18 protein-coding genes and 1 pseudogene are annotated in these 24,716 nt (G+C 68.5%); 9 read left to right on the top strand and 10 right to left on the bottom strand.

The features are described 5' to 3' along the window. Positions 1–117 precede the first annotated feature (117 nt). From G3M62_RS18170 to G3M62_RS18160, 3 genes are all read left to right on the top strand, one after another. On the top strand, positions 118–861 hold the full coding sequence (locus G3M62_RS18170; RefSeq protein ID WP_165189565.1) for a GntR family transcriptional regulator: 744 nt from the start codon (positions 118–120) through the stop codon (positions 859–861). Between the two features lie 182 nt (positions 862–1,043). Continuing rightward, positions 1,044–3,443 (top strand): TonB-dependent siderophore receptor, encoded by a 2,400-nt coding sequence (locus tag G3M62_RS18165; protein ID WP_165189563.1) that lies wholly within the window; start codon positions 1,044–1,046, stop codon positions 3,441–3,443. Continuing rightward, positions 3,443–4,708 carry an MFS transporter gene (locus G3M62_RS18160; RefSeq protein WP_165189561.1) on the top strand — a complete coding sequence of 422 codons (1,266 nt, stop codon included), beginning with the start codon at positions 3,443–3,445 and terminating at the stop codon, positions 4,706–4,708. Before G3M62_RS18165 ends, G3M62_RS18160 begins: the two co-directional genes overlap by 1 nt. 64 nt (positions 4,709–4,772) lie before the next feature. Here G3M62_RS18160 and G3M62_RS18155 read toward each other — a convergent pair whose 3' ends face one another. Together G3M62_RS18155 and G3M62_RS18150 are read right to left on the bottom strand one after the other, a co-directional pair. Continuing rightward, complete coding sequence (locus tag G3M62_RS18155) at positions 4,773–5,486, bottom strand: TorF family putative porin (RefSeq protein ID WP_165189559.1); 714 nt, start codon at positions 5,484–5,486, stop codon at positions 4,773–4,775. A 255-nt stretch (positions 5,487–5,741) separates the two neighbouring features. Then, positions 5,742–6,545 carry an SDR family NAD(P)-dependent oxidoreductase gene (locus G3M62_RS18150; protein WP_165189557.1) on the bottom strand — a complete coding sequence of 268 codons (804 nt, stop codon included), beginning with the start codon at positions 6,543–6,545 and terminating at the stop codon, positions 5,742–5,744. Positions 6,546–6,634: 89 nt separating this feature from the next. Between G3M62_RS18150 and queF the strand changes: the two genes are divergently transcribed. Further along, positions 6,635–7,090 carry a preQ(1) synthase gene (queF, locus tag G3M62_RS18145; RefSeq protein WP_165191361.1) on the top strand — a complete coding sequence of 152 codons (456 nt, stop codon included), beginning with the start codon at positions 6,635–6,637 and terminating at the stop codon, positions 7,088–7,090. Between the two features lie 66 nt (positions 7,091–7,156). Here the strand turns inward: queF and G3M62_RS18140 are convergent, their stop codons facing one another. Then, entirely contained in the window at positions 7,157–9,952 is a 2,796-nt protein-coding gene (locus G3M62_RS18140; RefSeq protein WP_165189555.1) for a TonB-dependent receptor, read from the bottom strand. Positions 9,953–10,276: 324 nt separating this feature from the next. Next, entirely contained in the window at positions 10,277–10,894 is a 618-nt protein-coding gene (locus G3M62_RS18135; RefSeq protein WP_165189553.1) for a nitroreductase family protein, read from the bottom strand. A gap of 160 nt (positions 10,895–11,054) precedes the next feature. On the opposite strand from G3M62_RS18135, the gene G3M62_RS18130 reads away from it, so the two are divergent. Both G3M62_RS18130 and cysE read left to right on the top strand, forming a co-directional pair. Continuing rightward, complete coding sequence (locus G3M62_RS18130; protein ID WP_165189551.1) at positions 11,055–11,693, top strand: NUDIX domain-containing protein; 639 nt, start codon at positions 11,055–11,057, stop codon at positions 11,691–11,693. A 103-nt stretch (positions 11,694–11,796) separates the two neighbouring features. Further along, a complete protein-coding gene (gene cysE, locus G3M62_RS18125) occupies positions 11,797–12,627 on the top strand; it encodes a serine O-acetyltransferase (RefSeq protein ID WP_165189549.1) in 831 nt (276 codons plus the stop codon). 111 nt (positions 12,628–12,738) lie between these two features. On the opposite strand, the gene G3M62_RS18120 is transcribed toward cysE, so the two are convergent. Next, complete coding sequence (locus G3M62_RS18120) at positions 12,739–13,707, bottom strand: hypothetical protein (RefSeq protein WP_165189547.1); 969 nt, start codon at positions 13,705–13,707, stop codon at positions 12,739–12,741. A 186-nt stretch (positions 13,708–13,893) separates the two neighbouring features. On the opposite strand from G3M62_RS18120, the gene G3M62_RS18115 reads away from it, so the two are divergent. Beyond that, complete coding sequence (locus tag G3M62_RS18115; protein WP_165189545.1) at positions 13,894–14,442, top strand: PAS domain-containing protein; 549 nt, start codon at positions 13,894–13,896, stop codon at positions 14,440–14,442. A gap of 113 nt (positions 14,443–14,555) precedes the next feature. Here the strand turns inward: G3M62_RS18115 and G3M62_RS18110 are convergent, their stop codons facing one another. Then, a complete protein-coding gene (locus G3M62_RS18110; protein ID WP_165189543.1) occupies positions 14,556–15,509 on the bottom strand; it encodes an aldo/keto reductase in 954 nt (317 codons plus the stop codon). A 56-nt stretch (positions 15,510–15,565) separates the two neighbouring features. Between G3M62_RS18110 and G3M62_RS18105 the strand changes: the two are divergent. Then, positions 15,566–15,664: pseudogene (locus tag G3M62_RS18105) on the top strand (hypothetical protein); the annotation flags it as partial. A gap of 48 nt (positions 15,665–15,712) precedes the next feature. Here the strand turns inward: G3M62_RS18105 and G3M62_RS18100 are convergent. The 4 genes from G3M62_RS18100 to G3M62_RS18085 form a co-directional block, all read right to left on the bottom strand. Further along, on the bottom strand, positions 15,713–17,377 hold the full coding sequence (locus tag G3M62_RS18100; RefSeq protein ID WP_165189541.1) for a choline dehydrogenase: 1,665 nt from the start codon (positions 17,375–17,377) through the stop codon (positions 15,713–15,715). A 214-nt stretch (positions 17,378–17,591) separates the two neighbouring features. Beyond that, positions 17,592–18,206 (bottom strand): L,D-transpeptidase, encoded by a 615-nt coding sequence (locus G3M62_RS18095; RefSeq protein WP_205691884.1) that lies wholly within the window; start codon positions 18,204–18,206, stop codon positions 17,592–17,594. A gap of 33 nt (positions 18,207–18,239) precedes the next feature. Continuing rightward, complete coding sequence (locus G3M62_RS18090; protein ID WP_165189539.1) at positions 18,240–21,215, bottom strand: two-partner secretion domain-containing protein; 2,976 nt, start codon at positions 21,213–21,215, stop codon at positions 18,240–18,242. 59 nt (positions 21,216–21,274) lie between these two features. Further along, positions 21,275–22,939: a ShlB/FhaC/HecB family hemolysin secretion/activation protein gene (locus G3M62_RS18085; RefSeq protein ID WP_165189537.1), complete on the bottom strand. Its 1,665-nt coding sequence runs from the start codon at positions 22,937–22,939 to the stop codon at positions 21,275–21,277. Between the two features lie 729 nt (positions 22,940–23,668). Between G3M62_RS18085 and G3M62_RS18080 the strand changes: the two genes are divergently transcribed. Next, a complete protein-coding gene (locus G3M62_RS18080) occupies positions 23,669–24,697 on the top strand; it encodes a sterol desaturase family protein (protein ID WP_165189535.1) in 1,029 nt (342 codons plus the stop codon). Positions 24,698–24,716 lie beyond the last annotated feature (19 nt).

Here is a 24,716-nt window from a genome sequence, read left to right as displayed (position 1 = left end):
TTAGGCAAATCGCCCGGATTGCGTGTGCGTCCCCGCCCGCATCCCCTGGCGTGGCCTGACATTTCACCGTACATATCAGGGCTTGCTTACCTTCGGAGCTCCGCCTTGCGACAGTTCATGGCCCCAGACGACGCCACGGCCGGCGGCCAAGCCGCCGGCGCACGCGACCGGATGCTGGTGCTGGACGTCTGTTCGTCCTCGGGGCTGGAGGACTGGTCGCCCGACCTGCAGAAGGCCAAGGTCTACGAGCGTATCCTGCTGGACCTGATCCTGGGCCGCCTGGCGCCCGGCGCGCGGCTGGACGAGCAGTCGCTGGCGGCGCGCTACGACGCCGGTCTGGCCGGCGTGCGCGACGCCCTGGGCCGCCTGGCCCTGGAAGGCCTGGTCATCCGCCGCGCCCGCTCGGGCACCACCGTCGCCCCGTTGGATCTGGTCGAACTGCGGCAGGGCTACGAGGCGCGCGCCCTGATCGAACCGCACTGCGCGGGCCTGGCCGCCAAGCACGCCAGCAAGGCCGAGGCCGACGCCATCCGCGCGGCCTTCGACGGCGGCGAGCAGGCGGCCCGCGAGCGCGACCTGCCGGCCCTGGTGGCCATGGACCAGCGCTTCCACGCCGCCGTGGCCCGGGCCGGCGGCAACATGGCCCTGGCCCGCATCCTCATCCCCCTGCAGCACAAGGCCGCCCGCTACTGGGTGTTCTCGTTCGGCGCGGCCACAGAGGCCGAGCTGATCGCCGATGTCGAGCAGCATCGGGCCGTGGCCGACGTGATCGCGACCGGCAATGTCGAAGGCGCCAGGCTGGCGATGATGCGCGTGCTGAACATCATGCCGGAAGCGACCCGGCCGATGGTCGAAAGCTGAGCGGGGAACCGTCGGGACACACACATGCGTGTGTCCCCATCAGCATCCCATGCCTTCAATTCCTCTAAAGCCGCCTCAATATAATTTCTTCTGAAATGTTACATAACGTTTTGACGAACGTTGCGTAACATCCCATTGGCTAGCTTCACCGCCGCTCCCTCGGCGGGTCTGGAGCTTCCGCGATGTCGATCCGCGTCTTCCTGCTCGCCTCCGCCATGGCCGTCGGCGCCTTCGCGTCCGTCCCCGTCCAGGCCCAAGAGGTCGCCCAGGCGGACGCCGTCGACGCGGTGATCGTCCAGGCGCGCGACAAGGCCGGCCTCTTGGAAAAGCAGCCCAGCACCACGGTGTTCGGCCTGGAGAAGTCGCTGCTGGAGACCCCGCGCTCGGCCAGCTTCGTCAGCGACACCACGCTGGAGCGGTTCGGGATCGAGACCATCGACGGCCTGACCGCCGTCTCGCCCGGGACCTACACCGCCAGCTTCTACGGCGTGCCGGGCGCGCTCAACATCCGCGGCACCCTGGCCGAGAACTATTTCCGGGGCTTCAAGCGGGTCGAAAACCGCGGCACCTATTCCACCCCGATCGGTGGCGCGGCCCAGATCGAGATTGTGCGCGGTCCTCCGACCCCGATCTACGGCGCGGGCAAGGTCGGCGGCATGCTGAATTTCATCCCCAAGTCGGCGCGCGACGAGGGCCGGTTCCTGACCGATCCCAAGGGCGAGCTGACCGCCACCCTCGGGGCCTACGACAAGAAGAACCTCACCGGCCAGGTCGCCCTGCCGGTCAAGCTGGGCGCGGCCGACGGCGGGGTCTACGCCTACGGCGAGGTCGACGATTCAAAGAGCTTCTACCGAGGGCTCCATCCGAAGCGCCAGTTGGCCGAGCTCTCGGCCGACTTCGACCTGAACAACGGCTGGAGCACGGCCTTCGGCGGCATGGTCTATCACTCGACCGGCGACATCCAGACGCCGGGCTGGAACCGACTGACCCAGGACCTGATCGACCACGGGACCTACATCGCCGGCCGCGACACCAGCCTGGTCGACGCCGACCACAACGGCCGGATCACGCCGGGCGAGGTGGGGCCGTACCCGTTCGGCAGCGCCCTCTACATCCCGTACTACGGTTTCCCCGCCACCGACGCCAACCACACGCTGGACACCGGGGTGGGCACGACCAAGCTGGACCCGCGCACGGTCTATGTCAGCGCCGCCGACTTCTCCAGGACCCGGACCAACACCCTCTACGCGGATCTGGCCAAACGGTTCGACGGCGACAGCGTGCTGAAGCTGCAGCTGTTCTACGACGACCAGGAGAACAAGCGCTTCGTCAGTTATGGCTATCCCGCCTGGTTCGACAGTTCGGTCTGGGAGGCGCGGGCCAGCTACGCCTTCGCCCGCGCGTTCGGAGCGGTGGAGACCAAAACCATCGTCGGAGCCGGCTATCGCAGGTTCGACGGCCGCCGGCGCGAGAGCTTCAACAGCGGCCTGATCGCCATCGATCGTCGCGACATCTCGGTCGGCGCCCAGCCCAACGACATCATCGACAGTCCGTTCAGCGCCGAGCCGGCCGGCGTCCAGGGGCTGGACTGGGAGAACGACAACAAGAGCACCTGGAGCCAGACAGGCCTGTTCTTCACCAGCGACGTGAAATTCGGCCAACGCCTGACCCTGACCCTGGGCGGCCGTTACGACTGGTACGACGTGGCCGCCAACGACACCGGCGTCCTGCCGTTCACCGTCACCGGCCGCCAGACGGACAGCCGGGGCAAGGGGACGTACAGCGCCAGCCTCACCTACCAGACCCCCGTCGGCCTGATGCCCTATATCAGCTACGCCAAGGCCTCGGCCCTGGAGGTCAGCCAGGCCGGCGACGTCGCCCCGGGCCTGGTGGCCGACGGCTCGTGGCTGTCGGACAGCGACCTGGCGGAGGCGGGGGTGAAGTTCCAGCTGCTGCGCGGAACCCTGGTCGGTTCGCTGGCCGGCTATCGCCAGAACCGCACCCAGCTGTCGGGCCTGACGCCGGTGGTGCAGGGCACGCGGGCCAAGGGCGTGGAGCTGGAGATCCGCTGGCTGGTGTCGGAGCACTTCAGCTTCACGGCCACCGGCAACGCCCAGCACACCACGGTCAAGGGGCCGGACCAGTCGTTCCAGTACGTCCCGGCCTATACGGCGGGCGTGCCCGGCGCCCAGGGCTATGGCGGCTCCTACGTGGTCTGGACGTTCAGCAGCCTGCCGGGACGGGCGGGCGACTACGACTACACCCTGATCCCCAAGTCGGTGGTCAGCCTGTACGGCGCCTATACCAGCGACAAGCACGACTGGGGTTCGGCGGGGGCGACCCTGGGGGTGACCCATGTGACCAAGACCTCGGGCACCGTGCAGAACGCGGTGACCTATCCCGCCTACGCCGTGGTCAACGCCTCGGCCTATATCGCGCGCGGGCCGTACACCGCCGAGCTCAACATCGATAACCTGTTCGACAAGCTCTATTTCACCCCGGACGCCGACACCTATGCCAATCTCGGCGCCTTGCCCGGCAAGGGGCGAGAGTGGCGCGTGACCATGAAGCGGACGTTCTGATGACCGATCTGTCGATTTCCCGGACTCCCACCGCCTGGCGCCCCTGGTTGCTGGTCGCCGCCTTCAGCCTGCTGCTGTTCCTGATCACGGCGGCGACCTATTCGTCGCTGGGCGTGGTGATCCCGGCCATGGTTCCGGAACTGGGCTGGAGCTGGGAGCACGCCTTCCTGGGCTTCACGATCCTGGGCGTGTTCACCGGCCTGTCGTCCTGGCTGCCGGCCCTGTTGATCCGCAAGATGGGCGTGCGCGGGGCGATCCTGGTGGGCGTGGCGGTGATGGCCGGCGGCCTGTTCTGCTTGTCGCGGGTGCACGCCCTGCCGATCTATTTCGTGGGCACGGCCCTGTGCGGGATCGGCTTCCAGATGGCGGCGCTGATTCCGGGCACCCACGTGCTGTCGGCGATCTTCAAGGAACGGGCCCTGCCGTTCGGGATCTATTTCACCTTCGGCGCCCTGGGCGGGGTGGCGGGACCGTGGATGGTGGTCAGCGTCCTGTCGGCCACCCACAACGACTGGCGGCTCTATTGGGCGCTGCAGGCGGTGGTGGTCGGTCTGGTCGGGCTGGTCTGCGCCGTGGCGGTGGGCGGTCCGCGCTGGCTGGAGCAGGCCGGCGCCGCGCTGGACAAGGTGCTGGACGCCGAGGCCAAGGCGGGCAGGACGCCGGGCCACGTCTACCACACCGACCACGAGTGGAGCGTCCGCGACGCGGTGCGCACGCCGCAGTTCTACGTGCTGCTGGCCGCCTATTTCAGCCACCTGCTGGCCGGGATCAGCGCCGCCAGCCTGACCCAGGCCCACCTGACCCAGATGGGCGTCGCCGGCGCGGTGGCGGCGGGCATGCTCAGCCTGGAAGGCGGGATGCAGGTCGCCGCGCGCCTGGGCGGCGGGGCGATCGGCGACCGGATCGATCCGCGCTGGCTGCTGGTGTTCGCCCAAGGCCTGCTGGTGGTGGGGCTGCTGGCCCTGTCACGCGCCACGACGCCCTTGCTGCTGACGCTGTACGCGGTGGGCGTGGGGATCGGCTTCGGCCTGACCGTGCTGGCCGTCAGCCTGCTGTTGCTGAACTATTTCGGCCGTCGGAACAATGTCGAGTTGTTCTCGCTGACCTGCCTGATCGGGGCGGTGTCGGCGGCGGGGCCGTTCATCGGCGGCGCGATCCGCGACCGCGTGGGCTCGTTCACCCCGGCCTTCCAGCTGTTCGCGGCCCTGACGGCGGTGGTGTTCTTCGCGGCGCTGTTCATGCGGCCGCCCAAGCCCACCGCCTAGCGCCCAAAGAAAAAGCCGCCCCGACCGAGGACGGGGCGGCTCGTTCGTCAGACTGTTCTAAAGCTTAGAACGAAGCCTTCAGCGAGGCGGTCAGCGCTTCGCCGTAGATCTCGCCGAACTTGTGCTCGTTGGTGTCCGAGTAACGGATGTCGGCGGCCAGGTGGTCGCTGATCGCGACGGTGACGCCGATGTTGTAGGTGGTGTAGCCGTCGTTGATGCCGGCGAAGTAGCCGTCGGTGTCGACTTCCTGGCGGCCCAGAGCGCCGCTCAGGGTCAGCTTTTCGCCGATCGGAACCGAGCCGTTGATTTCGCCGTACAGGGCTTCACCACCGTTGCCCGGGAATTCCGGCGAGTAGTACAGGGCGGCGCCGATGGTGCCCGGGCCGACCGCGGTCGAGGCGGCGGCCTTGACTTCGAAGTAGCCGTATTGGCCCGGAGCGCCGTTCTTGTCCTTGCTGTAGCCGTAGTAGATCACGCCCAGGTCCAGCGAGGCCGCGCCGATGGTCGGCTTCACGCCGGCGTACAGGTCGATTTCCTGGTCGGGGTTCGGGGTGCCGAAGTCGACGTTCGACGTCCAGACGCCCGCGTAGCCGATGCCGTAGGAAGCGTCGACGCCACCGAAGATCTGGCCCTTGGTGTTGGTGTTGCTGACGCCGCGGAAGATGTAGTCGCTGGCGACGCCAACATTGTACGAGAGCTTCAGTTCTTCGGCCATCGCGGCGCCGCTCATGGCGACCGAAGCAGCGGCGGCGACCAGCGCCAGTTTCAGAAACTTCATGTGTTCTATCCCCTTTATTTCGTTTTGCCGACCGAAGGGCATGGAGCCTTCGTCGTCCAGCGACGCCTGCAAGCGTGTTTGGGCACAACAGGAATAGTTGTCGGCTACGCCCTAGTTGCAATCACAGTGGTTAAATCGCCAGCACAAACGGCGCCCCAGGCACAAAGATTGGGCGAAGTGTGACGATTTTGCTTCAGAAACGGCGTAGGGCGCCACAGTGTCGACGGAACGTTTGTTTGGGCTTTACCTGCGGCTTTAGCGCATCGCCAGACTCGCACCGCCCAGGTGCAGACCGGCGTCGACCAGCAGGGTTTCGCCAGTGACGTGACGCGAGGCGGGCGAGGCCAGGAACACCGCCGAACCGGCGATGTCCTCGGCGGTCGAGGCCACTTTCAGCGGCGTGGCCGCCGCCGCTCCGGCGCGCAGACGATCAACCCGCTCGGCGTCCATGGCCTTGCCGAACCAGGGCGTGTCGATGAAGCCGGGGCAGACGGCGTTGACGCGGATGCGCGGCGCCAGGGCCCGGGCCAGCGACAGGGTCATGGTGGTCAGGGCGCCCTTCGAGGCGGCGTAGGGCACCGACGAGCCGTTGCCCACGACCCCGGCGATCGAGGCGGTGTTGACCACCGCGCCCGGCTGGGGCGCGGCCTCCAGCAGGCTGCGGGCGGCGCGGACCATCTGGAAGGCGCCCACCACATTGACCGCATAGAGCCGCAGGAAGTCCTCGGCGTCGACCGCGTCGAGGTCGGCGTGGTCGGGGGCGAACTTGGTGACCCCGGCGTTGTTGAACAGCGCATCGATGCGGCCCGTGCCGGCGGCGGCCTGCGCGATCTTGCGGCAATCGGCGTCCTGGGCCACGTCGCCCTGGACCAGAACGGCCTTGGAGCCCTCGGCCTGGACCAGGCGGGCGGTTTCCTCGGCCTCGGCGGCGCTGCTGGCGAAGTTGACCACCACCAGGCCGGCGCCGCGACGGGCGGTCTCCAGCGCCATGGCCCGGCCCAGCCCCGTGGAGGCGCCGGTGACCACCACCGTGAAGCCCTCGAAATCGCGTCCGCTCATGGTCTTTTCTCGCCCAACATCTGTTTCGCCGATTGATAGCGACACCGCGCGCGCTTGTCTCGCGAGGGTGCGGAGCCTAGATGACCGCCATGACCGAACTTCATGTGACCCAGCTGGGCCAGGTGGTGGAACCCGCCGCCAGCCCCGACCAGGCCGTCCTCGAGCGGGTGCCCAACCCGCAGAGCGACGTGACCTACCTGGCCCGCTTCGTGGCCCCCGAATTCACCTCGCTGTGCCCGGTGACCGGCCAGCCCGACTTCGCCCATCTGGTGATCGACTACGCGCCCGGCGACTGGCTGATTGAGAGCAAGTCGCTGAAGCTCTATCTGACCAGCTTCCGCAACCACGGCTCGTTCCACGAGGACTGCACGGTCAAGATCGGCCGCAAGATCGTCGAGATCGCCCAGCCGCGCTGGCTGCGCATCGGCGGCTACTGGTATCCGCGCGGCGGCATCCCCATCGACGTGTTCTGGCAGACGGGCCCGGCGCCGGAGGGCCTGTGGGTGCCGGAGCAGGGCGTCGCGCCCTATCGCGGCCGGGGCTGACCGTCTCGCCGACGCTGAAATGACGAGGGGCGCGTCCGGCCGGACGCGCCCCTCTTTCTTTGCCGGCTAGCGCGGCGGCTGCGCGGGCTGGGTCGCGGCGGGCGCCGGCGGCGGGGTGGGAACCGCGGGCGGACGCTGACCGGGCGGCTGCACCGGACGGGCCGGGCCGATCAGCTTGCGGAAGCTGATCCGCACCGTGCGGCCGACCGGGTCGAGATAGTCCGGCTGATAGGCCTGGGGCGTGATCCCCAGGCGATCGTGCACGTCCTGGCGGGTGTCGAACAGGTTCTGGGCCTGTAGCTGTACCCGCGAGCCACGCAGCCACGGGTGGGCTCGCAACAGGTCGGGGCGCGACGACAGGTCCGCGAACAGATTCAGGCTGAAGGTCGACTGGTCGCCGAAGAACAGGTCCTTGTCCGGGATCGAGCCGTTCAGGCGATAGGCGCTGCGCCAGCTGCCGTTCAGGAACGCGCCCATGCCGTTCTTGGAGACGCCGACTTGCAGCTGGACCTCGTGCTCGGGACCGGCGCCCGAACCGCCGTCCAGGCGGTCGATGACCGGCAGGCCGTCGCGGATGGTGATCTCGTCCTTCAGTTTCCAGGTGTGGTAGAGCGAAACCTGGATCTGGCCCTGGCCGGGGCGCGGACCGTTGCGGAACCCGCCGCCGCCGCCGCCACGGAAACCACCGCCGCCGCCGCCGCCGGGGCCGTCACCGCCGCCACCACCACCACCGGGAGGCGGGCCGCCGCCGCCACCGCCGAACGGGAAGCCCGGAACGCCCGCGCGCGGCTTGCCGAACGGCCGTGACAGGTTGAAGCCCCAGCGGATCTGCTCCTGCTCGGTCTTGGCGTAGTTCACCGGCCGGGAATCGACCGAGATCAGGTTGCCGTCGCTGTCGCGCACGATGCGCCCGGGGAAGGCCTGCTCGATGTCGGGGGTGATGGCCGGGAAGCTGTTGGTCGAGTCGTCGATCCGCGTGACCGTGTAGTTGGCGCTGATCTGCAGGTTGGTCTTGGCGTCCTTGGGCAGCGGCTTGATGTTGACGCCCAGCTTCACGACCTGGCGGCTGTCGGACATCAGGTTCGGGTTGCCGCCCTCGATGCGCGTGGCCAGAACAGTCCGGTTGGTCTTGAAGTCGAAGATCGAGACGTTCGTGGTCAGCAAGATCGGGTCGTTCAGCTGCGAGGCGCTGGGGGCGCCTTCTTCGCTGATGTAGCTGACCTGGAAGGTGACCGGATCGACCGGCGTCCAGTTGGCGCCGCCGCCCAGGGTGGACAGGCCGCCGAAGTCGGACAGCTGCTCGTACTCGCCGTTGAAGTTGACCGACAGGTCGCCCAGGAACGGCAGCACGCCCTTGGACCGGCTGGTCAGCGGCACGTTGATGCTGGCCTGCAGGTTGCCGCTGGTGCGCGAGAGGCTGCGATCGGTCACGACGTCTTCGCGGACGCTGCGCGAATCCTGGATCTGGGTGTCGGCCCCGGCCTTGAAGGTGGTCGACACGTTGCCGGCCGGCGTCCGCGTCAGGGCGCCGACGAACACGACCTCGGCGTTGGCGGTGTTGGAGGTCGAGTGGGCGGTGTTGGGCGACAACCGGCTCAGCAGATCCGACGGGATGTTGCCGAACGGGTTGAGCGTCGGATCGTCGGCGGCGAGCCCGGCCACGAAGGCCGAGGCGTCCAGGCCGCGTCCGGTGGTGGTGTCGCTGGTCGAATAGACGTAGCCGCCGGTGGCGCTCCAGCGCCATTCCTTGATCCGGCCGTTGGCCGCCGCCGCCACCGTCGCCTTCTGGCTGTCGACCTTGCGCAGCATCGACACATAGTCGTCGGCATAGCGATAGAGTTCGACGTCCTGGCCGAACGGCGAGAACGGATTGCCGGCCGGTATGACCGGCGTCTGGTCCTGCAGCCGGATCCGCGTGGCGTCGCGAACGGTGGGCAGGCCCATGTAGCTGAGCGTGCTGGTGTCCTCGAAGCTGCCGCTGATCGTGGCCATCGACGACTTGCCCAGCGGCCGGGTCAGGGCGCCGGTCAGCGAGGCGGCGGTGTTCTTGGGAGCCAGGCTGCGCCAGGCGGTCAGGTCGTCGGTGGCGGGATGGCCCGCGTTGTTGGTGAAGTCGGCCAGGGACGCCGTGCCGGTCACGGCCGAGGCGGGGACGGGCATGAGAATGTCGGGGCCGGTCGCCTGGGCCAGGGCGACGTTGCCGGTCAGGTCGTAGGGCGCGTTACCGGGGTCGCGCCGGATGTCGCGATCGGTCTCGAACAGAGGCGTGTCGTGCGAGATCTTGCCGTTGAACAGCCAGCGCTGATCGCCCTGGACGCGGAAGAAGGTGCTGGTCAGGTCGGTGGAAGTGCGGTCGCCGGCCGTCGCGGCCTTCAGGCCCGCTTCGCTGGTCAGGGCGCGGAAGCGGCGGCGCAGTACGATGTTCACCACCCGCTGGTCGGCGCGGTAGCCGTAGGTCAGCGAGACTTCCTCGGGCAGGATCTCGAAGCGCTCGATGGCCTCGGGCGGGATGTCGCGGATTTCCTGCATGCCCGAGATGCGGCGGCCGTTGACTAGCATCACCGGCGTACCGTCGCCCCGGCTCTGGCTGGTGCGCAGTTGCGGCTCCAGGAACGCCATCAGTTCCGAGATGCTGCCGGCGCCATAGGCGCGGATCTGGGCGGGGCCGAGCGTCAGCTCGGGCTTGATGTCGCCCTCGACCGAGCCGCGCGGCTTGCCGGCCACGACCTCGACGGCCTCGACCTCGGACGCGTAGGGATCGGCGGCGAGAGCCGCCGCCTGCTGCGGCGTCTGCTGGGCGTGAACCGCCGGTTCCTGCTGCCCGGGCGCGGCTTCGGGCGCGCCATCCATGGCGGCGGCCATGCCAAGAATTAACAGAGAGAGCGTCATAAACCCCGTCGGCCGAAAAATTTTGGTCGGCGTGTAAGTACGCAGACAACCTTGAGCTTGGCCTTAGGCAACGCAAGGCCAGATTACAAGTTACCGATGCTTAAGGTCGATTTGATGCAGAACTGTTACATAAGATGTCATGGCTGATGCATGACAAAGCCTGCGTCCAATAACCCTCTCGCCTTGGGGTTTGAGACTATCCAAAAGGCGTTTCTGTGACTTTATGCGTCATTTTGAGCAGAGGTCGCCCCAATAAAGGTGCCGGAGCGATGCGGAAACGCAACAGCGACCTGAGCTCTAGTCGGCGGACCATTCGGTGGTGATCGCCGCCACGTCGGGCCGCACCCGCTCCTGCGGGGCCTCGGTCGAGGTCCCCAGATAGACGAAGCCGGCCACCAGCTCGCCGTCGCCGACGCCCAGGATGGCCTTGGCGCGCGGGTCATAGGAATACCAGTCGGTGATCCAGTTGGCGCCCCAGCCCATGGCGGCGGCGGCCAGCAGCATCTGCTGGCAGACGGCCGAGGCGCTCTGGCGCTGCTCCCACTCGGGGATTTCGCCGGGGATGTGACGCGAGATCACCGCCACGCAGACCGGCGGCCGGGTCAGCTTGCGCAGGGCGGCGTTGGCCTTGACCGGATTGGCCTGGCTGTCGGCCAGGGCGGTGACCTTCTCGGCGAAGGCGTCCTTGGCCGCGCCGCGCAGGATCACGAACCGCCAGGGCGCCAGCTTGCCGTGGTCGGGCACGCGAGCGGCTAGGCGCAGCAGGTCGGCCAGTTCGGCGTCGCCGGGACCGGGCGCGGTCAGGCTCATGGCCGAGGCCGAGCGCCGCTGGGCCAGGAAGTCCAGCACCGCCTGCGATGGTTCGATCGGCAGCACTTGGCCAAATTCGGGGGCGGGGGGAACGGAACCGGCCAAGACGACCTCCAGGAAGCGCGTTGGAGCCCGCAAGCCGGGCTCCATTTATTTGTTTGGCGCATTTTCTTCACGCGAACCGGAATCCACTTCGCTCGAAAATGCTCTAGAGCCAGCACACCTATGGCCGGGGCCCGGTCGCCACAAGTCGCGAGTCGTTCGCATGTCGAATAAACCCGCCAGCGCCAAGCCCGCCGCTCCTAAACCGGATTGGCTGAAGCCGCACGGCAAGCCCTGGGGCGTGACCAGCGAGAAGACGATCTACGACAATCCCTGGATCACCCTGACCGAGTATCAGGCCGTGGCCCCCACCGGCCGGCCGGCGCTGTACGGCAAGGTGGCGTTCAAGAACCGGGCGATCGGCGTGGTGCCGCTGCACGCCGACGGCACGGTCACCCTGGTCGGTCAGAACCGCTTCACCCGCGCCAACTACAGCTGGGAGATCCCCGAGGGCGGCGCGCCGCTGGACGAGGACCCGTTGGACGGCGCCAAGCGCGAACTGGCCGAGGAGGTGGGGCTGGAGGCCGGCGACTGGCGCGAGATCCTCAGGATGGAGCTGTCCAACTCGATCACCGACGAGTTCTGCCATGGCTTCCTGGCCCTGGACCTGACGCCCACCGCGACCGCGCCGGACGAGACCGAGGACCTGGCCGTCGCGCGCGTGCCGTTTGCCGAGGCGCTCGAGGCGGCGGTGTCCGGGCATATGCCGGACTCTTTGACGGTGGCTTTACTGCTCCGGGTGCACCATATGGCGGTGAAGGGCGAACTGCCGGCCGACCTGGCCAGGCTTGTGCTCGCCTGACGACGGTGCGCGAACGGTTTCACGCGCCGGCCGTTGAAACCGTGGGCGCCTGGAGCATTTCTCAAAAAGATGCTCTAATCGGGCGTGGGAGAGGGAGAGCCCGGTGGCCAAGCATCTCGAGGTCGTGACGCAGGAAACGACGCCGCCCGTCTGGGCCGCGCTGCGCAACCAGGCCGAACACGCCGCCAAGGCCGAACCGGCCCTGGCCTCGCTGCTCAACGCCGTGATCCTCAGCCACGACAACCTGGCCGACGCCCTGACGTTCCAGTTGGCGCGCAAGCTGGGCGACCAGGAAATGCGGGCCATGACCGCCCGCGAGTTCGCCGCGGACGCCTTCGAGAGCGATCCGTCGCTGGTCGCCGCCGCCGAGGCCGACCTGGTGGCGGTGTTCGAGCGCGACCCGGCCACCAAGGGCTACGTTCAGCCGTTCCTGTTCTTCAAGGGCTTCCTGGCCCTGCAGACCCATCGCGTGTCGCATTGGCTGTGGGCGCAAGGGCGCGAGACCCTGGCCTTCTATCTGCAGAGCCGCTGCAGCGAGGTCTTCCAGGTCGACATCAATCCGGCCGCCCGCATCGGCAAGGGCGTGTTCATCGACCACGGCACCGGCATCGTCATCGGCGAGACCGCGGTGGTCGGCGACGACGTCTCGATGCTGCACGGCGTGACCCTGGGCGGCACCGGCGCCGAGCGCGGCGACCGCCACCCCAAGATCGGCAAGGGCGTTCTGCTGGGCGCCGGCTCCAAGGTGCTGGGCAACATCACGATCGGCGACTATGCCAAGATCGCCTCGGGCTCGGTGGTGTTGAAGCCCGTGCCGCCGCACTGCACCGCCGCCGGCGTCCCGGCCCGCATCGTCAACTGCCCGACCTGCGAAGAGCCGGCCCGGACGATGGACCACACGCTGGCCGACGTGGTCTACGACTACGTGATCTGACGACCTCCGCCGTCCCTCGGACTTGTTTCGAGGATGACGTGCGTTGGTTAGCCAAAGAAAAGGGCCGCTCCCGGAGGAGCGGCCCTTCTGCGTTCTGGATGCCTTGGCGGCCTAGTACACGACCCCGCCGACGCCGCCGTCCAGGCTGAGGCTCAGGCCCGAGCCGGACTGTTCGCGCACCGTCTCTTCGCGATAGGCGGTGTACTTCTCGGTGGTCAGGATGGTCAGCACCTTGACGCCGGCGCCGTAGCGACGCAGCAGCGAGCGCTCGTTGCAGTCGCGGGCCGGCTTCTGCGAGCGGCAGGTCAGGGCGCCGCCGCGACCGTCGGGGCCGCCCGATAGGCTCGAACCGCCGGCGCCGCCGCCGTAATAGAGGGCTTCGTTCTTGCCGCAGACATAGGTCTCGCCGCCGAAGTTGGCCTCGTTGTAGCCCTCGTAGGCGCCGATCACGTACTGCATCCGCGACCCGGCGATGCAGCGATAGAGTTCGCCGTCATAGCCGCTGTCGATGTCGCGGTCGGGGGTGACCTGCGAGGCGGGGTGGGGAACGTCGCGGTCGTCCAGGCAGACGGCGCGGATGACCACGCGCTTGAACTTGGTGCGGGTGGCCTCGTACGACGCGCGACGGCGAGCCTCGCCGCCCTCGACGTTCAGGCCCTGGATGTAGCCGGTCGAGACCGGGCCGGAATAGTAGCCGCCATGGGTGCCGCCGCCGTAATAGACGGTCGAGCCGGCCGAGGCTCCGGCGCCCGCGCCGGCTCCGGCGCTCGAACCGGACGAGGCGCTGCTGGTGGCCGAGGCGTTGGCGTTGACGACGACCGAGCCGCTGACGTGGACATTGATGCCGGGCACATAGACGTTGTGACCGCCGCCGCCACCACCGCCGCAGGTGTTGCAGCCGGGCGGCGGGGTGGGCGGACGCGGCGGGGCCGGCGGCGGCGCGCAGCAGGGCGGCGGCGTGCAGTTGCACTGAGCGAGGGCGACGTCGCCCACGAAGAAGAACGCGACCCCCAGAACTCCAAGGAGGCCGGCGGCCAGGCTGATCCACAGCTTGGACAAGGTCAATTTCGGCGCCCGCATAGGCCTCTTTCCTTCACAACACACCGACGTGCCGCGTGGCGAAAAGCCAAGCAAGTTTCACGCCATGCCCGTCGCTCGACCGGAAAACTGTCCCAGGACGGCACGGTCCTGGGGCTGGCCCGGTTCTCCCTGCAAGCCCGGTGCGGTCGAAAAGGGACCGCGAGTGAGCCCGCGAGGGGAACGACGATGTTCCATCCAAGCACGGAACGATTGATAGACTATTGGCGTAGCAAGGCCGTTAACGACGGCGTGCCGGCGCGCGCCAGCGTCAATCCGGGCGAATTCCTCGATCTGTTGCCCCAGGTGTTCATCCTCGGACGCGACCAGAAGGCCCGCTATCCGGTGCGTCTGGCCGGCGGTTTCGTCACCGACCTGCACGCCCGCGACCTGCGCGGCGAGGACGCCCTGGGCTTCTGGGCGCTGTCGCACCGGCTGGAGGTCAAGTCGGCGCTGGAGGTCGCACGCCGCCGGGGCGAGCCGGTGGTGATCACCGCCGACATCCGCGCCATCGGAGCGCCTTCGGTGGGCATGGAGGTGCTGATGGCCCCGATGACCGGGGTCGACGGCGAGGTCGACCGGTTCCTGGGCCTGTACCAGCCGATCGCCATGATCCAGCGCCTGATGGGCCGTCCGGCTTCGGAGCTGGGCGTGCGCAAGATCCAGAGCCTGGGCCCGGCCAATGAAGAAGCGCCGCGCCTGCGGCTGGCGACGCTGCACGGGCGGCGTATCGCCTAGAAGACATCACGAGCTTTTCCGGACCTTTGGGGGGGACGGAAAGGGCGGCGCGGCGGCAGGGGGCGCGCCGCCGATGGGAAGGGGGCGCTGGACGCGACCCCTTCCCATCGACCTTATCCCGCCGCGTTCAGCGCCGCGACCACCTCGGTCGGCAAGATCAGCCGGGCGGCGGCCATCAGCTCGTTCAACTGCTCGACGCTGGTGGCGCTGGCGATCGGGGCGGTGATCGACGGGTGAGCCATGATCCAGGCCAGGGCGACCTGGGCCTGGGACGCGCCCACCGCCTTGGCGGCCGCGTCCAGCGCCGCCAGCACCCGCAGGCCCTTGTCGTTCAGATAGCGCCCGACCGTCCGACCCCGGGCCTTGCCCTCCAGGTCGGCCTGCGTGCGGTACTTGCCGGTCAGGAAGCCGGCGGCCAGGCCGTAATAGGGAATGACCCCCAGCCCCTCGCGCGCCGTCAGCTCGGCCAGCGCCCCGTCGACCTCGTCGCGGTCGTAGAGATTGAACTTCGGCTGGATCGTCTCGTAGCGCGGCAAACCCCCAACTTCGTGCGAAATGTCGGCCGAGACCTTCAGCGAGGCCGCCAGCCGCTCGGGCGTGAAGTTCGAGGCGCCGATCGCCCGCACCTTGCCGGCCTTGATCAGGCGGTCATAGGCCTCGAGCGTTTCCTCGATCGGCGTTTCGGCGTCGTCCTGGTGCGACTGGTAGAGATCGATGTAATCGGTCTGCAGGCGCTTGAGCGAGCCCTCGACGGCGGCGGCGATATTGGCCGCCGACAGGCCCGGCTGGGCCGGCCACATGGCGACCTTGGTCAGGATCAGGACGTCGTCGCGCTTGCCCCGCGCCTTCAGCCAGCGGCCGATCACGCCCTCGGACTCGCCGCCCGCATGGCCCGGAACCCAGGCCGAATAGACGTCGGCGGTGTCGATCGCGTTGAACCCGCCGTCGACGAAGGCGTCCAGCAGTCGGAACGACGTCGCCTCGTCGGCGGTCCATCCAAAGACGTTGCCGCCGAACACCAGAGGCGCGGTCGATAGGCCGGAGCGGCCGAGGGGGCGGTGGTTCATGGTGCGCCTCGTTTTTGGCTGGGGCCTTACAGATAGTCGGTTGAGGCTGGGCGCCAAGCGCCGAACGCCCCCTCCGTCACGATGCGTATTCGCATCGCGCCACCTCCCCCGCGATGCGGGTGAGGAGGACACGGCATCTTTCTCCTCCCCCGTGAAACGGGGGAGGTGGCGGGCGAAGCCCGACGGAGGGGGCGTACCGGCGTTTAAGCCGCCACGGCCCGCCCGTCCTCGAACACTGGCGCGTCCACCGCCGGCAGCACGGCCTTGCCCCGGATCAGGTCCGAGGCCCGCTCGGCGATCATGATCGTGGGCGCGTTGGTGTTGCCGCCGATCAGGGTGGGCATGACCGAGGCGTCGATCACGCGCAGGCCCTTGAGCCCCTGCACGCGCAGCTGGTCGTCGACCACGGCCAGCGGATCGCCCGCCGCGCCCATCCGGCACGTGCCGACCGGGTGATAGATGGTCTCGGCCTTGGCCCGCACCCAGGCGTCGATGTCGGCGTCGCTCCTGATGTCCGCGCCCGGCGCGTATTCGGCCTCGCGGTAGGGATCGAAGGCGGCCTGGGCCACCACCTCGCGGGCGATCTTCACGCCCTCGCGGATGGCGCGACGGTCTTCCTCGGTCGCCAGGTAGTTGGCCAGGATGGTCGGATCGTCGAACGGATCGGCTGATCGCAGGCCCACCTTGCCCCGGCTCTCGGGGCGCAGCTGACAGACGTGCAGGGTGAAGCCGTCCTTCTCGACCTGGGTCTTGCCATGGTCCTGCATGATCGCCAGCACGCCGTGGATCTGCAGGTCGGGCCGGTCGAGGTCGGGGCGCGACTTCAGGAACGCGCCGCTTTCCAGGAACTGCTGGCGGCCCAGGCCCTTGCCCAGCAGCATGTAGGACAGGCCGGTGGTCAGCTTGTTCAGCCCCTTGTTGGCCGAATAGGCGGTCTGCAGGTTCTTCGTCGTCCACGACAGGCAGACGTCCAGATGGTCTTGCAGGTTGGCGCCGACGCCCTTGGCTTCATGCGTCGTGGCGATCCCGTGCGTCTTCAGGTCCTCCGGATCGCCGATGCCCGACAGTTGCAGGATGTGCGGCGACTGCACGGCTCCGGCGCTCAGCAGCACTTCGGCGTCGGCATGGGCGACGAGGCGCTCCGGGCTTTGGCCGACCACGTACTCGACCCCGATCGCCTGGCCTTTCTCGACCAGGATCCGGGTCGTGCGCGCCTCGGTCACGCAGGTCAGGTTGGGCCGGGCCAGGGCCGCCGTCAGATAGGCCGCCGCCGCGCTCCAGCGCTGGCCGTTGCGGATCGTCAGGTCGTAGGGGCCGAAACCCTCCTGCCGATAGCCGTTGAAGTCCTGGGTCACCGCGTGACCCGCCTGGCGGCCGGCCTCGATCAGGGCCGGATAGAAGGGGCTCTTGGACTCGCCGCGCGACACGTGCAGCGGCCCGCTCTCGCCATGATAGGCGTCGCCGCCGCCGTGGTGGGTCTCCGAGCGCTTGAAGTAGGGCAGCACGTCGGCGTAGGACCAGCCGTTCAGCCCCATCTGCCGCCACTGGTCGTAGTCGCGCGCGTGGCCGCGGATATAGATCATGCCATTGATGGCCGAGCTGCCGCCCAGGCCCTTGCCACGCGGCCACCACAGCTTGCGGTCGTTGAGGTGAGGCTCGGCCTCGGTCCAGAAGCCCCAGTTCTGATCGCCCTTGGCCTTGATCAGCTCGCCGACGCCGGCGGGCATCTTGACCAGGATCGAGCTGTTCTTGCCGCCGGCCTCCAGCAGCAGAACCTTGACGTTGGGATCCTCGGTCAGCCGGGCCGCCAGGACGCAGCCGGCCGAACCGGCGCCGATGATGACGTAGTCGTAGCGTGCGCTGGCCATGGCCCGACGTCGCCTCCCTGGTTTGTTATCGTTGTTAAGGAAGCAGATTACGCGGGTTTAGGCGCGGAGCAAGAGGGCGGCGCGTTTGTCGATACAGGTTGGAGCTGTCCCCAAGGCGGGCTTAGGCTGTCAATAATGAGGTGGTCGCGGCGCAGGCGCGGTGCGGTCCGCCACGCGCCAGTAGCGGACGTGAGCGGCCAGCGCAGCGCCGTCATCAATCCTCCGCCGCGAGCTCGGGCAGTATGTAGACCACGCCGCCGCGAGCCAGGAACGCGGGCCGCACGACGTCGTCGAAGAACTTCGCCGGCACGTTGATGCAGCCGTACGAGATGCGGTTGTCCAAGATCGAGGCGGTCGCCAGACGTTCGAGGCGATGTTCGCGAGGATTGCTGGTCACCACCCGGTGCAGCGAGATCGCGGCGGCGTAGTCCACCCACAGGACGTCCTTGGCGCCCAGGTCCGGGCCCAGGCCGGCGACGAACCGACCGGCGGGCGTGATCCGATCCGCGGGACCGATCGCCGACAGCGGACGGTCTCCGATGCCCGGCGGCGACACGTCGCCCTTGGCCAGGCCCAACAGCGCGGGCGCCGCTCCAAGGACGAGGCCATGGCGGTCCAGGACGAAGACGCGCGCGGCGCGCTTGTCGACGACCACGAAGGGCAGGTCGCCATTGTCGTTGGAGGCGATGGCCCAGCGGATCTTGCGCATCGTCGCCTCGGACGGATCCGACCCGACCGTCCAGGGCGAAGTCGGCGCCGGGACGGCCGCCATGCCCGAGGCGGCCGAGCCGAGCCCCAGGAGGACCGCCAGCAGCGGGAGGACGGACACGATCGGCCTGCGCGACGTTCCAGTTTTCAAGGCCTAGTTCCGGTCTTGCTTGGGCGCATAGCGGGTCGTCGGGGTCAGGGCCGGGGTCGGGGCTGGGGCCAAGACAGGCGCTGGGGCGCGGGTGTTCGGCGCGCGGTCATCGATCGCGTCGACGAGGCGTCGGTCGGTCGCTTCGTTCGGCGACGTGGCCAGGGTTTCCAACTGCCGCGGCGTCCGAACGCCGTTTTCCAGCACGGTCAGGCGCGTGGCGAGCGGTCCATTTGATGCCGTGAGGCCGGAAGCGCCGCTCGCCGAGGCTCCCGAGGCGTCGTCCGTCGAGAAGGCGTCGACGGATGTGTCGCCCGGACGGGTCACCCCGGCCGGAACGCCGCTGGGCGAGGCCACGATCGGCGACGCCGCGCCAAAAGCGGTCGAGGTCGGCGGCGTCGCGTCGGCCAGCACCGTCAAGGCGCCGTCGCCATAGGTGATGACGTAGTTGGCCGGGATATAGCTGCCGCCCGTCGCGGCGCGGGTGGTGATCACATAGGGACCGGACGCCGCCCCGGCCGTCGCGCCCGGACTGCTCTGGGTGACGCCGGCGATGGTGTCGCCGTTCACCAGGCCTGTCGTCGTGAACGTGGTGGGGACGAAGACCAGGGTCTGGCCATAGGGTTTGCTGGCGTCGTTCGCCCTCACCGTGAGGGCGGCTGGCGTGACGGTCAGCGCTCCGTTGACGTAGTTGGTGGTGTAGTTGCTGATCAGGAACGTGCCGCCGACCGCGTCGCTGGGCGTGATGACATAGGGCGAACCGGCCACGGTCGCCGAGGCGACGGCGCCGGGGCTGACCTCGGTGACGCCACCGATCGTTTCGCCGGCCACCAGGCCGGTCGAGGTGAAGGCCGTGCCGGGCAAGGTCACCGTATGGCCGTATACCTTGTTGGCGTCGTTGGCGGTGATGGTCAGGACGGCGGGCGTGATCGCCGCCGTGGTGTCGCCGGCCGGCGCGAACAGGGCGAAGTCGGCGACGTCGGCGCCATTGATGCCATAGCCGGCGAAGGTCACCGGCTTGGCCGGCCCGACGTTCTTGTCGACGAAGCTGATCGCGCCGCCGGCCAGGCCGACATCGTTGGCGCCGCCCACCGTGGGATCGCCGCGGAAGGTCGCGGTGGCGGCCACCGTGCCGTCATAGACCTTGTCGATCGCGTCGACGAAGACCCACATATAGGCGGTGAAGCCGGTGTAGAGGTTGGGCGCGGCGTAGCCGTTCTCCGGCGAATAATAGATCGTCTTGGACGTGCTGGTGACGGGGAACAGCGGATCCAGGCGCACCGTCCCGCCCGTCGGGCCGCCCGTGCCGTCGTTGTCGGCGCGGAACAGGAGCGCCCCGCCGCCGCTGGCGGTCACGGCCTCGTGCAGGTCGATGTCGCGACCCGAATTGATCTCGATCAGCGAACCGTTGCCGCTGGCCGTCAGCGCCCCGTTGACCAGGACGTCGCGGCCCGCCGTCAGGCGCATCAGCGAGCCCGCCGTGCTGGCGGTCACGGCGGCGTTGATCAGCACGTCGTTGCCCGCGCGCAGCTCCAGGGTCTGGGGCGTGGTCCAGGTGACCGCGTCGGCGACCGTGATGTCATGGGTCGCCTCGATCAGGCGGTTGGAGCTGGCCAGGCTGATCGTCACCTGCGAGGGCGTTTCGTCGCCGCTGGCGATGGCGATCGTGTAGTCGACCGGATCCAGCAGCCACAGCCCCGTCGCGCCGCGCGGCGCCAGGGTGTCGACCCGCGCGTTCTGGCCGAGCACGACACGCTTGCCGGAGGTCTCGACCAGGCCGCCGTCGCCCGACAGCGCGCCGCCCCGGGCGCCGATCGCGCCGTCCACCTGGGTGACGCCGTCGGACCAGAGGACGACCTCGCCGCCCTGGCCGGCGCGGCCGGCGTTGGCGAGGATCACCGCACCCCGGGCCATGGAGACCGTGTCGGCATGAGCCAGAGCGCCGCCGCCCTGATAGTCGCCGCCAACCAGGACCGTTCCGCCGCCGGCGTCGCCAGAGGCGTCTAGCCGAGCCTGGCCGCCCAGGCTGACGGTCTGACCGGTGATCACGATGTCGCCGCCCGTCTGACCGGCGGCGGCGCCGGTGACGTCCAGCCCGCCGTTGACCGCCACGCCGCCGGACTGGGGATCGCCGATCAGACGGATGACGCCGTTGCGGGTGTCGAGCGCCCGCGCCTCGATGACGCCTGTCGTGTTGACCGCCGTCCGGATCAGTTGGCCGGCCGAACTGGCGGTCATCACCACCTGGCCGCCATTGGCCCGCAGCAGTCCGCCGTTCGTGGCCAGGGCGTTGACCGCGCCCTGGTCGATGGTGACGTTGAGCAGGCCGTCGCCGGCCACGTCCAGGGTGATCGCCGAGCCGGCCGCCAACACGACGGTCCCGAGATTGGCCTGGATCAGGCCCTGGTTGCTGACATTGGCGCCGAGCAGGGCGACGAAGCCGCCGTCGGCCTTGATCGTCCCCTGGTTCAGGACCGCGCCGCCGCCGCCCGAGAACCTGTAGTTTCCGGCCATGAAGTCCGCGTCGGAGATGTCGAGCGTCGAGGCCACCAGGCCCGCGACATTGACCTGGGCGTTCTGGCCGAACAGCACGCCGTTGGGATTGACCAGGAAGACCTTGCCGTTGGCCGACAGGGCGCCGAGGATTTGCGACGGATCCGCGCCCAGCACGCGATTGAGCGCCACCGACTGGCTGCCGGGCTGGACGAAGGTCACCGACTGCCCCTGGCCGATGTTGAAGCTCTGCCAGTTGATCGCGGCGAAGGCGCTGGCCTGGTTGATGGTCAGGGTGTTGGCGTCGCCGGAGAAGCTGGCCTGCCCGGCCGACACCGTTCCGCCGGAGGGGAGGGACTGGGCCTGGGCCGACAGGCCCAGGGTCATGGACATGGCCAAGCCGGCCAGTGCGGTGGAAGCGGCCAGCCAGGTCCTGCGGTCGGAGGGAGAGGTCTGGGCGGCGGAAGTCATCGGAAAGGCGCGGGGCATGAGCGAAATCCTTGTTGCGGGAGACGGGCGCGCGGCGTCGTGCGGCGCGGTCCTCGTCGTCAGAAAAGCTTGGAGAGCTGGACCCAGGTGCGGCCCGACCGGTCGGGCGCCGAGGTGGCGTCGTCGTCACCCAGCTTTCGCGCATGCGAGACCCGGATCACGAAGTCGTCGTTGCTGACCCAGGTGAGCCCTACCCCGTAGCCGCTGCGGTCGGCGTGGTTGCGCCCCAGGAACCATGGGTCCTTGGTCAACGACACCGAGCCGACATCGACGAAGCCGATCAACTGGATGCGGCCCGGCAGGCCGCCGGGCTTGGGCAGCATCAGCCGCGCCTCGGCCGTCGCCACATAGCCCTGGTCGCCATAGGCCTCGCCCTCGGGATAGGCCCGCACGGCGTAGGCGCCGCCCAGTTCCATCTTCTCGGAGGTGTCGAGGTTCTTCGACGCGATCTGGCCGCGCACCGCGCCATACAACGACAGCGGGCCGCTCACGGTCTGCAGCCGCGCCACGCTCGCCGACAGCTTGCTGTAGCCGCCATTGGCGCGGGCCGTGGCCCTGTCCGCGGCCAGGGTGGCGGGGGTCTTGATGTCGAGATCACCCGTCGTCCAGGCCAGGCTGTAGGAGGTCCAGCCGCCGCCGCCGAACGCGTCGCGATGGTCGCCGTCGAGGCCCAACGTCAGGGCCAGGGCGTCGCGCCGGGTGCGGGCGTCGAACAGGTCCACGCGGTCCACGAAGCGTCGGGCGTCCAGATTGGCCACGGCGTTGAGGTTGCTGTTGCGCGAGCGGATCAGCGGATAGCTGACGAACAGGCTGGCGACGTCGGACTCGCCGTTCGCGCCCAGGCTTTTGAATTCCTTGCCCAGCTCATAGTGGATGTGGGCGTAGGCGACGCCGACCGTGGCCACGCCGATCGGGGCCTGATAGGCGGCGCGGGCATAGCCCAGGCCCGAGGTCGAGGTCAGGACCCGCAGGCTGGCCTGGTCGCCGCGACCGGTAGGATTGTTGAAATTGACCAGCGCCCCGGCGCGATAGGCTCCGGTGTAACGGTTGCCGGCGTTGTCGGCTTCGAGGCCGCCGGTGATCCGCCGGCCGGGCGCCAGGTCGATGATCAGGTCGGAGGTTCCGATCGCGGCGCCGGGACTGAGCGTCGACTTCACCTCGACGCCGGGCAGGTCCGACAGCAGCATCAGGCGGCGTTCGAGCGGCGCGGAGGCGACCAGGTCGCCGCTGTCGAGCCCGTCGAGAACGCCGTGGATCACCCCGTTCGACAGATGGGCGTCGTTGCGCAAGGAGATCGCGCCGTAGCGGCCCTCCGCCACCGCTATGGTCACGACGCCGTTCCGGACGTCCTGGGCGGGCAGGTAGGCCTGGGCCAGAAAATAGCCATGGGCGTTGTAATGGGCGGCGATCCGACCGGCCAGGTCACGAAGGTCGTTCAGATCGAGATCCGCGCCCGGCTTGAAGCCGGTCGTCGCGATCAGCTCCGCCTCGCTGAAGACCGTCGCGCCAGTGACATGCAGGGCGACGACCGGGATCTTGGCGCCGCCGGTGTCAGCCCGAACGGCCGGTGGGGCCTTTTCGATGCGAACTTCGGGCGCCGCCTGGTCCGTCTTTGGCGCTGGAGGGATCTGCTGCATTTGCCCCGCCGCGCCGACAGGTACTTGCGCGGTCGCGCTTTGGCTGATCGCCAGGAAAGCGATCGCCGTCAGGCTCGTTTTAAACATGAAGGACCCTTCAAGGGTGCGTCCGGCATGGGGCGCGGGTCGCTCACCCAGCACAGGCGGGGCGTCGGGGTGTCTCAAATAAAAGGAAAATCCGAAGCCAGTCGATATCAAAGGCCTGGCGGTACAGTTTAGGAAGTCGCAAGTTGAATTATTGTTCCAGTTTTTGTCAAAAATAATGGATCGATGTGTATTTGAAATTGAATTGGCGATGAAGTTACGATGGTGCTGATGGTTGTAAACTTACCTCGTAGGTTCTTGCTGAAAGCGGATCGGAGGCGCAGTGCGGGCGCCGATGTCGCGTCAAAACATCATGTTCCGGTCGCGATGTGGGAAGGGGAGTCAAGTCGCCTCCAACCTGCGGCCATCGCTGACGTCGCGCACGGCCCGTCGCGGCTCGCCGTAGCGGGTGGGGCCGCCTTGGGCGAGGAGGTAAAGGATCAGCGGCTTCCAGCCTGGCCCAAGCCCTGACGCCGCTCCGCACGTGGGGCACGGAAAACATGGCGGAAGTCACCCGCGTCTTCGCCCAGCGCGAGGCCTTGAACGGCGCGGCGCGTTAGCGGCCCGACAGACCGTCTCCGACCAGCGTCGACCGTCGTTGCGGCATAAGCGCGCGGTTTGGCGCGGGTCTTGCTCACCGGAGGTTGCAAGTACGGATTTTCCGTAGAGACGGGGGAACGCGTGGCTCAAATTGAACCAGTTGCAGCGGCGAGCGAGCCGGGCCTTTTCCATATGGCGATCCGCCGATTGCTGCACCCCGTGGCCCTGTCCGTCATTGGCGCACACCTGGCCCTGGTCGCCTTGGGCTGGTGGGCGTTGCTCCATGTGGTTCCCGACACCCTGACGCTGCACGTCTTCGGGCGCGAGCACATCGTCAGCGAAGTGCACCGGCGGGTGATCGATCGGACGGTCGAACTCAGCGTCCTGCTGCCGATCATCTTCCTCCTGGAATATCTCTGGACGGGCTGGGAGGAGAGTTCGCTGCGGCATCTGCTGGTCGAACGCACGGCCTCCGGCTGGTCCGACGTGGCCTGCTACCTCTTCCAGCTGGCGCCGGCCTGGACCCTGGTCACCGCGGTCATGAGCTTTGGCGTCGTCTATATTTCGGGCGAGTGGCTGAGGGGGCTGCTGGCCCAGGCGACGGGGATCGACCTGACGATCGCCGGTGCGCCCCTGCCGTTCCAGGTGGTGCTCCTGTTCCTGCTCTATACGTTCTTCGATTACTGGAGCCATCGCCTGGACCATTCGCGGGTGTTCTGGCCGCTGCACCGCTTCCATCACGCCGCCGAGTCGTTCTCCATCCTGACCGCCGCGCGCGTCCATCCGGCGGTGTTCACCGCCGTGGTCGGCGCCGTCCTGCCGGGGGTTCTGCTGGGCTGCGACCGTGAAGCCCTCGCCGAGGTCGGCCTGGCGATCATCATCATCCGGCTGGTGGTCCATTCGCGCGTCGAGTCCAACTTCGGTTGGATCGGCCGTTGGATCGTGCAGTCGCCGCTGCACCACCGGCTGCACCACAGCCTCAACAGGATGCCGATCAATCTCAGCCTTCTGCCCCTCTGGGACCGGCTGTTCGGCACCTGGCGCGACGCGCCTCAGGTGGCCATGCGCATCGGCACGCCGGCCTACTACCGGCACGGCGCCTGGATCGTGCCGGACCTGTGGCGCGACTATTGCGAGTTCGGCGCGGGTCTCAGGAAACTGGTCATTGACCGATCGCGTCGGCTCAACGTCGTGCTGCGGCCCCGTCGGTCCACGCCGTAGGGCTTGTTGGCGAACAGGG

Source organism: Caulobacter soli (assembly GCF_011045195.1).
GTDB lineage: Bacteria > Pseudomonadota > Alphaproteobacteria > Caulobacterales > Caulobacteraceae > Caulobacter > Caulobacter soli.
The sequence above is the reverse complement of the archived record's forward strand: the minus strand, read 5'-3'. Positions and strand labels throughout refer to the sequence as shown.